The organism is Pseudomonas sp. IC_126 (genome assembly GCF_004331835.1).
In the GTDB taxonomy this organism is placed as follows: domain Bacteria; phylum Pseudomonadota; class Gammaproteobacteria; order Pseudomonadales; family Pseudomonadaceae; genus Stutzerimonas.
This window is the reverse complement of record NZ_SJSS01000001.1, coordinates 512,891-525,770: the sequence shown is the minus strand read 5'-3', so window position 1 is coordinate 525,770 and position 12,880 is coordinate 512,891. Positions and strand designations below refer to the sequence as shown.

At 61.5% G+C, this 12,880-nt stretch carries 14 protein-coding genes and 1 riboswitch; of the genes, 4 read left to right on the top strand and 10 right to left on the bottom strand.

Annotated features, from left to right (window positions below; genetic code table 11):
- Nucleotides 1–80 precede the first annotated feature (80 nt).
- Genes cobO through btuB form a run of 3 tightly spaced genes read right to left on the bottom strand, consistent with a single transcriptional unit; the run spans nucleotide 81 to nucleotide 3,147 of the window.
- The gene (gene cobO / locus E0D86_RS02440) at nucleotides 81–683 is read right to left on the bottom strand and encodes a cob(I)yrinic acid a,c-diamide adenosyltransferase (protein WP_131648381.1); all 603 of its coding nucleotides are present in this window, start codon (nucleotides 681–683) and stop codon (nucleotides 81–83) included.
- Nucleotides 683–1,258 carry a hypothetical protein gene (locus E0D86_RS02435; RefSeq protein WP_131648380.1) on the bottom strand — a complete coding sequence of 192 codons (576 nt, stop codon included), beginning with the start codon at nucleotides 1,256–1,258 and terminating at the stop codon, nucleotides 683–685. Before E0D86_RS02435 ends, cobO begins: the two co-directional genes overlap by 1 nt.
- 23 nt (nucleotides 1,259–1,281) lie before the next feature.
- Nucleotides 1,282–3,147, bottom strand: a complete 1,866-nt coding sequence (gene btuB, locus E0D86_RS02430; protein WP_131648379.1) for a TonB-dependent vitamin B12 receptor — start codon at nucleotides 3,145–3,147, stop codon at nucleotides 1,282–1,284.
- A 114-nt stretch (nucleotides 3,148–3,261) separates the two neighbouring features.
- Nucleotides 3,262–3,479: riboswitch (cobalamin riboswitch) on the bottom strand.
- Nucleotides 3,480–3,631: 152 nt separating this feature from the next.
- On the opposite strand from btuB, the gene E0D86_RS02425 reads away from it, so the two are divergent.
- The gene (locus E0D86_RS02425) at nucleotides 3,632–4,435 is read left to right on the top strand and encodes a metallophosphoesterase (protein WP_131648378.1); all 804 of its coding nucleotides are present in this window, start codon (nucleotides 3,632–3,634) and stop codon (nucleotides 4,433–4,435) included.
- Between the two features lie 32 nt (nucleotides 4,436–4,467).
- On the opposite strand, the gene E0D86_RS02420 is transcribed toward E0D86_RS02425, so the two are convergent.
- The 7 genes from E0D86_RS02420 to ttcA all read right to left on the bottom strand — a co-directional run bounded on the left by E0D86_RS02420 (nucleotide 4,468) and on the right by ttcA (nucleotide 10,563).
- Nucleotides 4,468–4,788 (bottom strand): hypothetical protein, encoded by a 321-nt coding sequence (locus E0D86_RS02420; RefSeq protein ID WP_131648377.1) that lies wholly within the window; start codon nucleotides 4,786–4,788, stop codon nucleotides 4,468–4,470.
- Nucleotides 4,789–4,860: 72 nt separating this feature from the next.
- On the bottom strand, nucleotides 4,861–5,388 hold the full coding sequence (locus E0D86_RS02415) for a C40 family peptidase (RefSeq protein WP_131648376.1): 528 nt from the start codon (nucleotides 5,386–5,388) through the stop codon (nucleotides 4,861–4,863).
- An 82-nt stretch (nucleotides 5,389–5,470) separates the two neighbouring features.
- Nucleotides 5,471–6,112: a C40 family peptidase gene (locus tag E0D86_RS02410; protein ID WP_131648375.1), complete on the bottom strand. Its 642-nt coding sequence runs from the start codon at nucleotides 6,110–6,112 to the stop codon at nucleotides 5,471–5,473.
- 66 nt (nucleotides 6,113–6,178) lie between these two features.
- The gene (locus E0D86_RS02405) at nucleotides 6,179–6,931 is read right to left on the bottom strand and encodes an NAD-dependent deacylase (RefSeq protein ID WP_131648374.1); all 753 of its coding nucleotides are present in this window, start codon (nucleotides 6,929–6,931) and stop codon (nucleotides 6,179–6,181) included.
- 93 nt (nucleotides 6,932–7,024) lie between these two features.
- Nucleotides 7,025–7,696 carry a DNA-3-methyladenine glycosylase I gene (locus E0D86_RS02400; RefSeq protein WP_131648373.1) on the bottom strand — a complete coding sequence of 224 codons (672 nt, stop codon included), beginning with the start codon at nucleotides 7,694–7,696 and terminating at the stop codon, nucleotides 7,025–7,027.
- Nucleotides 7,697–7,961: 265 nt separating this feature from the next.
- A complete protein-coding gene (locus E0D86_RS02395) occupies nucleotides 7,962–9,032 on the bottom strand; it encodes a 3-deoxy-7-phosphoheptulonate synthase (RefSeq protein ID WP_131648372.1) in 1,071 nt (356 codons plus the stop codon).
- 706 nt (nucleotides 9,033–9,738) lie between these two features.
- Nucleotides 9,739–10,563, bottom strand: coding sequence for a tRNA 2-thiocytidine(32) synthetase TtcA (gene ttcA / locus E0D86_RS02390; protein WP_131648371.1), 825 nt, complete (start codon nucleotides 10,561–10,563; stop codon nucleotides 9,739–9,741).
- Between the two features lie 109 nt (nucleotides 10,564–10,672).
- Here ttcA and E0D86_RS02385 point away from each other — a divergent pair, with 109 nt between their 5' ends.
- The 3 genes from E0D86_RS02385 to E0D86_RS02375 all read left to right on the top strand — a co-directional run bounded on the left by E0D86_RS02385 (nucleotide 10,673) and on the right by E0D86_RS02375 (nucleotide 12,861).
- The gene (locus tag E0D86_RS02385; RefSeq protein ID WP_131648370.1) at nucleotides 10,673–11,302 is read left to right on the top strand and encodes a DNA-J related domain-containing protein; all 630 of its coding nucleotides are present in this window, start codon (nucleotides 10,673–10,675) and stop codon (nucleotides 11,300–11,302) included.
- A gap of 137 nt (nucleotides 11,303–11,439) precedes the next feature.
- Complete coding sequence (locus E0D86_RS02380; protein ID WP_131648369.1) at nucleotides 11,440–12,039, top strand: Yip1 family protein; 600 nt, start codon at nucleotides 11,440–11,442, stop codon at nucleotides 12,037–12,039.
- Between the two features lie 156 nt (nucleotides 12,040–12,195).
- Nucleotides 12,196–12,861, top strand: coding sequence for a Yip1 family protein (locus tag E0D86_RS02375; RefSeq protein WP_131648368.1), 666 nt, complete (start codon nucleotides 12,196–12,198; stop codon nucleotides 12,859–12,861).
- Nucleotides 12,862–12,880 lie beyond the last annotated feature (19 nt).

Below are 12,880 nucleotides of genomic sequence, written 5' to 3'. Positions count from 1 at the left end.
GGGTGGATGACGCCTCACCCATCCACCGACAACGAGGGTGGATGAAACAAACGTCATCGTGAACGCCTTGCATGCAGGCATCAGAATTCGACGCCCTTCTGCGCCTTAACCCCAGCCTTGAAGGCATGTTTGATCAGGCTCATTTCAGTCACGGTATCGGCCGCCTCGATCATCCCGGGCGGCGCGCCGCGACCGGTGACTACCACGTGCTGCAACATGGGTCGCGACTCGATATCGGCGAGCACCGGGTCGAGTTCCAGATAGCCGTACTTGAGCGCAATGTTCAGCTCGTCCAGCACCACCAGCCCAATCTCCGGATCGGCCAGCAGCTCGGCCGCGACGGCCCAGGCTTCGCGAGCCTTGGCGATGTCGCGCTGGCGATCCTGGGTTTCCCAGGTGAAGCCCTCGCCCATTACGTGATAGCGCACTTCCTCGGGGAATCGCCGGAAGAAATTTTCCTCGCCGGTACTGGCTGCGCCCTTGATGAACTGCACCACGCCGACTTTGATGCCATGCCCCAGCGCACGGGCGACCATGCCGAAGGCCGAGCTGCTCTTGCCCTTGCCGTTGCCGGTGTGCACTAGCAGCAGGCCGTATTCGTCCTGGGCCTCGGCGATCTTCGCGTCGACCACCGCCTTCTTGCGCTGCATGCGCGCCTTGTGTCGTGCGTCGCGGTCGTCCATCAATGCACCTCCCGCACACGCATCAGGCGTAGCGCCGAAACGATGCCGACATGCAGCACCAGCGCCGTACCGACGTAGAACGCCAAGTTGCCCAGGTGACGCGGGAAATACTCACCGATGCGCGGCAGGAAGCCGGCCAGCATCGGCTCGGGATAGCGGCCGGAGAAGAAGTAAAAGCCGCCGCCGGAGATCAGGTAAGCGACGAAACCCGCGACCAGCAGCGTCAACGCCAGCACGGCCAAGCTGCGCAGATCGTCACGCTGCCAGCCGGCGAACAGCCGCCCTGCCAGCCACAGGCTGCCGTAGGCCGGCACCAGCGCCCAGTAGGCCGGCGACAGGCACCAGTCACTGATGGTGCCGCTGGCGAGGGAGCCGAAATCCAACACGGACGCCACGGCGAACAGCAGCACGAACATCCAGCGCGAACGCAGGTAGAAGCCGGCCAGGAAGAAGATCGACCAGCTGGCGCTGGGCAGATTCTCGACGCTGGCGAAGTGTTGGCCACGGGTCATGGCCATCAGCAGAATCAGCGCGGCACCGATTGCCAACTGGGCGCGTGTGGACAGGACGTGCATGGTATTCTCCCTTGGGTTGCCGGTCAGAGGGCCTGGTAGCGGACGGTGAAATACACCGCGCGGCCAGGCTGTTCGTAGGTCTGGGTGGTTTCGTATTGGCGGTCGAACAGGTTCGCCAGCTTGACCTGCAGGCGCCAGGCCTCATCGATGCGGTATTCGCTGCGTAAATCCATCAGGGCGTAGCCGGGCATGCGCGACTCCTCGGTGTTGCTTGCCTTGTCGAAGCGTTCGCTCGCCGCGTACAGCGAGGCGCCCAGCCCGATGGCACCGAACTGGCGATCCAGATCCAGGTTGAACTGGCGCTTGGCACGGCGTTGCAGCAGATGGCCGTGGTTGGCCTTGCTACGGTCCTGCGGGTCCATGAAGGTCAGATTGGCGTTCACATCCCAGCCGGCCAGCACGGTGGCAATGGTGGTCTCGATGCCACGAATGCGCGCCACGTCGACGTTTTCCGGACGCATGGGGCTAGTCCCTGCCCAGACGATCAGGTCCTCGATCTGGTTTTCATAGGCGCTGACACTCCACTCGCCCCAGCCGTGGCTGCCGCGGATGCCGATCTCGTAGCTTTCCGATTCCTCCGGCTTGACGTCCGGGTTGCCGGCGGTAAAGGCGCTGGCCGGGTAGTACAGATCATTGAAGGTGGGCGCGCGGTAGGCGGTGCCGTAGGCTGCGGTCAGGGTCAGTGCCTCGCTCAGGTCGAAGCTGTAGCCCAGGCTGCCGGTGTCATGCGAGCCGAAGAATTCATCGTCGTCGCGGCGCAGGCCGGCCTGCACGCCGTGACGGCCGAAAGCGGCCTGGTACTGGACGAAGTAGCCCTTGTTGTAGCGGCTGTCCTCGGCATAGTCGTCACTGCTGTCGATGCGGTCGGTCTGGTAGTCCATGCCGAGGCTCAGCACCTGCGCCTCACCGAAACGCAGGTCGTTCTGCCAGCTCAGGCTGTCGCGGCGGGTGTCGAAACGGGAATAGAAGTTGCCATCCTGAAAGTTGTCGCTCAGGTCCTCGCTGTGCCCCGCCTGCAAGGTGACGTCCCAGAAAGCCAGCGGCGAGAAACGTGCACGGCCGCTGAGCGCCTGCAGAGAGCCGTCGCTATAGGCGTCACGACCGGTGGCGCCGCTGGTCGAGCGCGTGTCGAAATCGCTGTGGTTTTCGCTCTGCAACCAGCTGCCGTCGAGCTCCAGACCGTTGTCGAAGCGATAGCCGGCGCGCAGCTGGGCCGACAGTTCGCGGTAGCCGTCCGCATCCGGCTCGAAGGCTTTGGGTGCAGTGCCGCGATAGGCACGGGCATTGATGCCGTCGGTGGACTCGCTGGCCACGCCGAGGTTGAACCAGCCGTTGCCGTGGCTGCCGGCCAGGCCAGCCGAGCCGGTGTAGCTCGAACGCGAACCGGCACCCACCGAGAAATAGGGCTTGAAGCCATCGGCGCCACCACGACGGGTGAAGATCTGGATCACCCCGCCCATGGCCTCTGAACCGTACAGGCTGGAGCGCGGCCCGCGTACGATCTCGATTCGCTCGATCTGCTCCACCGGGATGCTTTGCAGCGCGGCGCTGCCGGAGGTGGCCGAACCGACCCGGACGCCGTCAATCAGCACCAGTACGTGCTTGTCGCTGGTACCGCGAATGGATACCGAGGTGCTCTTGCCACGCCCGCCGTTGCTGGTGACGCTAACCCCGGCCAGGCGCTGCAGCAGCTCCGGCACGCTGCCAGCTTGCTGGCGTTCGATCTCGTCACGGGTGATGAGGCTGCTGGAAGCAATGGAGACCGGCGAATGGCCGGTCCGGCTGGCGGTAATCACCTGCTGGCCCAGCAGCAAGGTATCGCCGTGATTGGCCAGGACACAGGAAGGAAGGCCCAGTAGCACCACAGCCAGGGGAAGGGAATTGCGCATTGGATGGAGATTCTCCGTCGTGCCCGCCGCACGACATACAGTCGATAAAGGCAGACGGAGAAAGTGAAAGAGGTGCAGGTGCAGGCAGCCGCACCCCGATCAGCGCCCGCCGCACTGCCGTGGAATGCGACAGGCCGGTCTCCGGGCTTGCGAGCGGATGCCTTGCATCCGGAAACCGTCGCCTTCCCATGCCTGTAGCACAGTGGCTGTGAGCGGTGTCCTGTCTCGCCTACCGTTGCGGGGGCAGCGCCGGAATCGTCATTGCGACTGGACCGGCTTCCCTGTTTCACCACTGGCATTAAACCAGTGGCACCTGAAGCGACGCGGAGGTTAGTCCAAGGCCCTGCGCAGCGCAACTGAAAGCAATGTCGCAGGCGCTTCGGGTGCGATCCGGATTTTTTACCGGAACGCCGGACCGTTAACGGCTTCGAATGCGATAACGTGTCCATCAATTCGGCATCCCCAACGAGAAGACGCCAGCCACATGACGACCATCGTGCAGATTTCCGACACCCATTTCGGCACCGAGCAACCTGCGGTGGTGCAAGCCATGGAAGACCACGTGCGCGAGCATCGCGCCGATCTGCTGATCTTCTCGGGCGACATCACCCAGCGCGCCAGAGCTGGGCAGTTCGCCGCAGCGCAGGCATTCGTCCAGCGCCTGCACGGTCATGGCATCGCCGAAAAACTGGTGATCCCGGGCAACCACGACATTCCGCTGTATAACGTTTTCACCCGTTTCCTGACGCCCTACCGCAACTATCGTCGGCATTTCGGTGATGACCTCGAGCCAACGTTCGAGAACGACGAAGCACTGATCATCGGCCTCAACACCACGCATCCACGGCGGCACAAGGATGGTCTGGTGACCGAGGAGCAGGTACAGGCCGTGACGCGGCGATTGAAGCAGACCGATCAGAACAAACTGCGCATCGTGGTCGCGCATCAGCCTTTCGGGGCGATGAAATTGAGCGATCTGAGCAACCTGCAACACAACGCCGACGACGCGTTGCACCGCTGGGCCGATCACGGGCTGGACCTGGTGATGGGCGGGCATATCCACCTGCCCTATGTGTTGCCGCTGTCCAAGCAGTATCCCGGACTATCGCGGGAGATCTGGATGGTCCAGGCCGGCACCACGCTTTCGTCACGGGTACGCGGCACTTCGCCGAACTCGTTCAACCGCCTGAAGCTTCACCCCGGTGCCGACAAGAAAGCCTGCGTTGAACGCTGGGACCTGCTGGATGATCGCTTCGTGCTGGGCTCGCACTTCAATCTGCACTGGTAGCGCCGCTGCGCACCGGTCAGAGGTGAGAGAGGTCAGTGCCGTGGAACGAATCCGGCCGGTTTGGTGGCCAGCCAATCGACGAAGGTGCGCAATTGCGGATCGGCAAGTAACGCCTCTCGGCTGTTGTAGGTGAGCGCCAGTTCCTTCTCGCTGAACAGACGGTGGATCTGATTATGACAAGGCCGACATACCCACAGCGTGGCGATGATGCGCTCTTCGCGAGCGAAACGTTTACGTATGTAGGTTTTGCCGTGTAACGCTTTGGGAATCAGGTGATGGCGGGTCAGCGGCACCTCGCGCTTGCACAGCTCGCACACCTCGGGAGGGTCTGGCAGGCGAAGAATGGGCGGCATGCTCAGCTCCTCTTGGCTGTCGAACCCGATGTGCACGACACAGACGCCGGGCACGATGAGGCATATCGAGGCTCAGGGATTGCGGGCGATCTGCTCGCTATCGAGGATGCGCTTGGCGCTGAGGTAAGTCTTCTGCCAGTAGCTGTTGGAAAGGCTATCCAGCCGCACCGTCCCGCCACTGGACGGCGCGTGGACGAAACGTCCTTCGCCGACGTAGATGGCCGCATGGCTGACACCGCGACCGCCGTTGGTGGCGAAGAACAGCAGATCACCAGCTTGCAAGGCATCACGCCTGATTGCGGCGCCGCCAATCGTGCTCATTTCCCGAGTAGTACGCGGCAACGAAAGGCCTGCGGCGCCGCGAAATACATAGCCGATCAGGCCGCTGCAATCGAAGCCGCTGTCAGGCGTGTTGCCGCCATAGCGATAAGGCGTGCCGACCAGCCCCAAGGCGGTGAACAGGACATCCTCCGCAGCACCCGACAAAGGCGGTGCTGACATTGGAGTTATCGTCACCGGTTCAATTGACGACCGATTGGCACAGGCGCTTAGCAATAGCGCGGTTAACAGAACGATCGCGAGACGAGCCGGAAGGGGCATGACAGAGCAGTCCAGGCACAAGAGCCATCACTCTGCCGGCATATGCATGAGGATGCAACTCTGACGCCGCCCGGTCCGGTATTCAGTGATGAACGGGAACGGCGGTCGAATCGCTGGCAAGCGCCAGTACGCGCTTGGCTTGCATAAAGCTGGCCCGCCAGTACTTGTCGTTCAGGCTGTCCACCCGTACGCCACCACTGCGGCTGCTGGATGAATGAATGAACTGGTCGTCGCCGATGTAGATGCCGGCATGACTGACCCGGCCACGGCCGCGATTGTTGAAGAAGACTAGATCGCCCGGTTCCAATTCGCTGCGCGCAACCTTCGGTGCGTCGACCTTGATCATCTCGCGTGTGGAACGCGGCAGCTCGAGGCCAGCTTCCTTGCGAAAGACGAAACCGACGAAGCCGCTACAATCGAAACCCGTCCTGGTCGAGCTGCCGCCGTAGCGATAAGGAGTACCGACCAGTGTGAAACCGCGCTCGAGCACGCTGTCGGCAAGCGCCGGTAGCTTGTAACTCTCGTCGTCGGCAAGCTCGCGGAGTTGCTCCTCGGTGGGTTCGTCCGACCCGGCGCTGATGTCCGACTCGGATACCGCGTTGGAGAAGTCGAACTCGAAGCCTTCCAGCGTCAGTGTGCTGTCGCTCTGTTCAGGCTGGACGGCGCAGGCCGTCAGCAGCGTGATCAGGGCAAAAGGCAACAGGGATGCGAAACGTTGGCGCACAGGACAGGCATATCGGGGAAATCTAAAGTGGCGTGACTATGCCTGCCCAAGCCGCGATGATCAAATTCAATTGGGAAAAATGTGACGAACTAACTGTGGCAAAACGTCTGAGGCGCCCGCCGCGACATGTACATCCACCATCAGCGACAGTTCGCTGGCAGCCGGGTCGATCTGCGCCGTGAAACCGCCGCTATGGCGTGCCCGCAAAAGCGGCTCGACGATATACGCGAAGCTGGCCGAAGTGCCCACTGCAACCACCGCATCGAAGCCCTTCGCTGACTCTTCATGCAGCCGTGCCAAGGCCGACTCCGGCAGCATTTCGTCGAACAACACGACTGGCGACCGCAGCACACCGCCACACGCACAAAGAGGCGGTAGTGGCCGGGCCAGATGTTCCGTCAATTCCTCGCTCGGCTCCCCACAACTCATGCAATAGAGATGGCCGAGCGTCCCGTGGATCTCAATCAGGCGCTGCGGCGGGCTGCCCGCCTCGCGGTGATAGCCGTCGATGTTCTGGGTCAGCACCCAGCAGTTGGGCTTGCGCCGCTGCAGTTCAGCGATAGCGGCATGGCCGGCGTTGGGTTTCGCCGAGATGCAGGCGCGACCGATTTCAGCCAGGTATTTCCAGCACAGCGCCGGATCGAGCCGGAGCATCGGGCCGGACAGCGCTGTTTCGATCGGCAAGCCATCTTCTGTGCGATCGTTGTAAAGCCCGCCCACGCCACGGTAGGTGGGCAAACCGGAATCGGCAGACAGCCCGGCGCCGGTGATGATCAGAATGCGCTCGGCTTGTCGTAACGCGTCGGCGACTTGCTGCATGGCCCCGTTCACTTCCAGCCTCCTCTATCAACCTGAGCTGGCACGCGTGGCAAACTGATGAATTCTTGCTGACCTCTATGCCAATGCAGCGATTCAGTGGTTGACGGTAAACGCCAGCATAGCCGACAGCTGACACATGGGCCGGCCGCTCTGGTCATGCCACTGGTTGAACACGGCCTGCACCGCCGCCTGGTCGCGCTGGCTACTCGGCACTTTATCGACCACCTTCTGCGCCTTGAGCGCAGCCACTACATCATTACTGGGAATGAAGGTGTCCTTGCCGGCCATGCGCAACAGGCGCGGCGCGGACAAGCCGCCAAGCTGGGTGCCGTGCTTGGCCAGATAACGCCAGAGGCTGACAATATCGGTCACTGGCCAATCGGCGATGAGATTGCCGAAGCTGCCGTGCTCCTTCGCCACGTCGAGGACGAACTGGGCATTGCGCGGCACGCTCTTGAGCTTGCCGAGGTGACGAATGATTCGAGCGTCCTGCATCAGTCGCTCGATGTGCTCGCCGCCCATGAGCACCAGCTTCTCCGGATCGAAGCGGAAGAACACCTCTTCGAAGGCCGGCCACTTGGCATCCACCAGGCTGTGCTTGAGGCCGGCGCGAAAGATTCGCAGGCTGATCAGCGACAGGTAGCGATCGTCAGGAATGGCACGCAGCTCATCGGGGCTGCTCGGCCAGGGCAGCCGGCTTTCCAGCGCGGCGGCTGAGCCGAAACGATTGAGACAGTATTCGTGCAGCCATTTGTAGTCATGCATGGTTTATTACGATCCGAAAAACAGCAGCGACACAGGTTGCCGATAGCAGCCGCAAGCTGCAAGCTGCAAGCCACGAGCTTCGAGTAAAAGCAGCCGGAGCCTGCTGGTTTGGCTGAAGCCATCGCACTGGATTTGCCTGCAGCCAAAATTCGCAGTAAACGACGGAAGCGCATTCGGCGATTCCGTCTAACAGCTGCACGATGCAGCTTTCGTAGGTTGAATTAGTCGAACGCGTAATCCGACGATCAGACGGCGTAATCCATCATCAACTCCGTAGTCGCTCGGCAGCCTCGCGCAGTAGCCGCTCGGTTTCCGTCCAGCCCAGACAGCCATCGGTGATCGAAACGCCATAGCGCAGCTCGCTGGACAACGGCTGGCAGCCATCAAACAGATGGCTTTCGAGCATCACGCCACGCAGGCTCGCCTCGCCAGCCAGACGCTGGTCGATAACCGCATCCAGCACCGCCGGCTGGCGCAGCGGATCCTTGCCACTGTTGGCATGACTGCAATCGACCATGATTCGCGGCGCTATGCCCTGGCGCTGCAGCGTTTCACAAGCTACGGCGACACTCTTTTCGTCGTAGTTCGGGCCAGCGTGTCCGCCGCGCAACACCAGATGGGTGTCGGGATTCCCGCTGGTCTGTAGCAGCGCCGGATGCCCGAGATCATCGATACCGAAATGCTGATGCGCATGGGCGGCCGAGCGCATGGCATCACAGGCGATGCCCAGGCTGCCGTCGGTGCCGTTCTTGAAGCCCACCGGCAGATCGAGCCCACTCACCAGCTCGCGATGAATCTGCGATTCGCTGGTACGTGCACCGATGGCCGCCCAGCCAAGCAGATCGTCGAAGTACCCTGCGGCCAGCGGCTGCAGCAGCTCGGTAGCGATCGGCAGGCCAGTCTCGATGATGTCCAACATCAGGCGCCGCGACAGACGCAGGCCTTCAGCCATGTCGCCGCTGCCATCGAGATGAGGGTCGTAGACCAAGCCTTTCCAGCCGACGGTGGTTCGCGGCTTCTCGACGTAGGCACGCATCACCAACAGCAACTGGTCATCGACCTGAGCCGCCAGGCCAGCGAGGCGTTCGGCGTATTCACGAGCAGATTCGGCGTCGTGCAACGAGCAAGGTCCAACCACGACGAGCAGGCGCGGGTCGCTGCCATCGAGCACGGCGCGAATGGCGTTGCGGTCGGTATGGATACGTTCGGCGAGCGCTGCACTGAGCGGCAGGCGCTGACGCAGTACGGCGGGGCTGGGCAGTGGATGAGCGCTGCGTCTGGCTGGGCTGGAGGCAGGGTTGGAGCTGGCGAGCTGAGCGGAAAGCGGTGCATTCATGATCTGGCGGTCCTTTGGCCGGCGCGGCTTCTATGCCGCGTCGGCGCTAGCGAAGTGTTCGGTCTATGGGTGTCGGAGCGGCGGCGGTGAAGCGGCTAAATCGCCAGTCATAGCGGTAGGTACGGTAATCGTTGCGGTAGCTGTACATGGTGCGGTCCTCGATGCGTGTGGCCTTTCCGGGCCGAAAAAAACAAAACCCCCGATCGGGAGGCCGACCGGGGGTTCGAAAACTGTCTGGTGGCGACCCTGCTTTGCTAGGGCGCCTGTGGGGTATCAGGCGCGCCTGTGGCTAAACCAATACCCAAAGTAATAACCATCAGCCGCGAACGCTTGGCCACGCAGCTGCTCGGCGCGTGCGGCACCGGCATTTACGAGGGAAATGGAAGCGAGGCTGAGGGACATATCAAACTCCTGAATGGCGTCTACCTTACTGCTGCGAGCTGCTTGCCGCAAGCTCGTTGGGTGGCTTCCTTTTCAGCTCTCCTGCGCTTTGGTGGGCGGAAGCGGAGCGCCGCCCGGCCCACCCTACATAACTGCAAGCTCGTAGCTGACGCTTACACCGGTAGGGTGGGCTTCAGCCCACCATTCGAATGCCGCAATGGGCCTCAAGCCACCACCAGGGTCATGAAACGCCCCGTGGGCTGAAGCCCACCCTACGAAACTGAAGCGGGGCGCTGCCCGGCTCACCCTGCGAAACCGCTCCGCCCTATAGACTCATCACGTCGAGAAAGCGTGGCGTCGCGCTGTCGTCGATGCGCAGGCTGGTGAAGTCGAACAGGTTGCGGTCGGCCAGTTGCGACGGCACCACGTTCTGCAAGGCGCGGAACATGATCTCGACGCGGCCCGGCGACTTGCGCTCCCAATCTTGCAGCATTTCCTTGACCACCTGGCGTTGCAGGTTTTCCTGCGAGCCGCAGAGGTTGCACGGGATGATCGGGAATTCCTTCATCTGCGAGTAGGCTTCGATATCGGCCTCGCTGCAATAAGCCAGCGGGCGAATCACCACGTTGCGGCCATCATCGGAGAGCAGCTTGGGTGGCATGGCTTTGAGCGTGCCGCCGTAGAACATGTTGAGGAAAAAGGTTTCCAGGATGTCGTCGCGATGATGACCGAGCGCCATCTTGGTGGCGCCAATTTCGTCGGCGAAAGTGTAGAGCGTGCCGCGGCGCAGGCGCGAGCACAGCGAGCAGGTGGTCTTGCCTTCCGGGATTTTCTCCTTGACCACCGAGTAGGTGTCCTTCTCGACGATGTGATAATCCACGCCGATGGACTTCAGGTACTCGGGCAGCACGTGCTCGGGAAAGCCCGGTTGCTTCTGGTCCATGTTCACCGCGACGATTTCGAAGCGGATCGGCGCGACTTTCTGCAGGTACAACAGCACGTCGAGCATGGTGTAGCTGTCCTTGCCGCCGGACAGGCAGACCATGACCTTGTCGCCATCCTCGATCATGTTGAAATCGGTAACGGCCTCGCCGGCGAGACGGCGCAGGCGTTTTTGCAGTTTGTTCTGGTTGACCGAAAGGTTGCCCATGTGAGGAGTCCGGTGGAATGCGAAAAGGCGCGCATTTTACGCGCAAAGTGCGGCGCGCCCCACCCCATCCATCCAACGATTCGCACCGCTGGCTGCTAGGCTTACCTGCATGACCGACGACTTCGAATCCGAGATGGACCTGGCCGAGCAGATTTTCGTGCTGCTATGCGAACAGCCGGAGGGCTGCAGCGAATACCAGCTGATCCAACAGCTAAAGGCCCGTCACAGCACGCATATCCCCAACCTGCCGCTACTCGACAAGCTGGTGCTGTTCCGTACGCATTTCCTCGTTTTCAACGCGCTGTACCGTCTGCGCGACCAGCTTTGGGGCGAGAACCGCCACAATCTTCAGATTTCACCGTTGTGTGTCCAGCTTCAGCCTTACATGCCAGGGGGCGCCGGTGTCGTCGAGAACGACCCGCTGCGCGAGTACTACCTGGACATGACCAACCTGCGCGACACGGACGAGGGAGAAGTGGAACGCCTGCTGGCGAGTTTCTGGTCGCGGATGCGCGGCGACCACCTCGATGAGCGGAGCGAAGCTTGGGATCCAGAGCAGAAGCAGGCGGCGCTCGAGTTGTTCGAGCTGGATCAGGAAGGCGCCTCGCTGACGCTGCATGCAATCAAGCGGCGCTACCGCCAGTTGGTGAGCATCCATCATCCGGATCGTGGAGGCAGCACCAAGCGCATCCAGTCAATCAATCTGGCAATGGAAATACTGCAACGCTATTACCGCTAAGGCCATAGCTTCTAAACGCTCTAACCAGCCGGGTGCGCCGTACCGTCAAATTCCTATACTGCGACTTAAGGTCGCACGCCCGTCCAACTGACGGCACGCCAGGCGAAGCGACCCTCCAAAACCGAGGAGACGCTGGCATGATCAATCACGTTTGGGGATTATTCGCTCACCCAGGTCAGGAATGGCAGGAGATCACCGGAGAAGAACGCGAAGTCGGACATTTGCATCTCGGAGAAGTGTTGGTTCTGGCGGCGATACCAGCCATTTCCGCTTTCATCGGTACCACTCAGTTCGGTTGGAGCATTGGCGGTGGGGACGCCGTAAGACTCACCGAAAGCAGTGCATTTCAGCTTACCCTTCTGTCCTACCTGGCAATGCTCGCGGGCGTTGCGGTGATGGGCGGCTTCATTCACTGGATGTCACGCACCTACGATGCCAGCCCGAGCCTGGTGCAATGCATCGTGTTCGCCGCCTACACCGCAACGCCTCTGTTCGTTGGTGGCCTGGCCGCGCTCTACCCTCACATATGGTTGGGGATGATCGTCGGCACGGCAGCAATCTGCTACACGACTTACCTGCTTTATGTCGGCTTGCCGACGTTCATGAATATCCCGTCTGACGAAGGCTTCCTGTTCTCCAGCTCAGTATTGGCCGTTGGGCTGGTCGTGCTGGTGGCGATCATCGCGCTCTCGGTGATCATGTGGGGCATGGGCGTCGGGCCGATTTACATACGCTGATGAGCCGAGCTTCAAGCCCCGCACTGCGGGGCTTGAAGCTTTTGCGTGCCCAAACCATCCAGACGCGACAGATTGAAGCCAAAGCCTGCTGAATCCCTGCGCCGCTGTGACGTCTATATCTACGACAGCGGCTCAAGCACGGTATCAGGAGGCTCCATGACCCCAGAATTCATCAGCTTATTCACCCGGCCGGATCGTGCCTGGGAAGCCATTCGCCAGAAGGAAGATGCGCACGGTCTGCATTATCTGATGCACTTGCTCCTGCTTTCCCTGATTCCAAGCGTGTGCCTATTCATTGGGGTCACCCTCGTCGGCTGGAGCCTGGTGGATGCGGAACGGGTGAGGCTCGACTTCGGCAGTGCGTTCCAGCTATGCCTGCTGCTGTACGTCACCATTGTCGTCGGCACCGTCATCATGGGCTTCTTAGTGCACTGGATGGCGCGGGCCTTTGAAGTACGGCCAAGCCTGAACCAGTGCATCGGCTTCATCGCCTACGTGATCACACCCTTTCTGTTGGCTGGAGTGTCCGGGCTTTACCCGAACCGCTGGTTCGCCGCGATCGTACTGCTGATCGCCGGGATCTACTCCACGTACTTGCTGTTCACCGGCCTGCCCGCTTTCATGCGCCAGCGCAGCTCGCAGAGCTTTCTATACGCCAGCACGATCTGGGGCGTCGCGTTACTGGTACTGGTGACGGTGCTGGTCGGCATGATTCTGTTCTGGACGCTCTCGCTCGAGCCGAACTACGAGCGCACCGTGGACCAGAACCAGAGCTTTGGCACCCAAGAGAGCCGCCCGCAGGAGGAGCCCGGCGGTCTCTGAACGGTTTGTCACCCTGCCT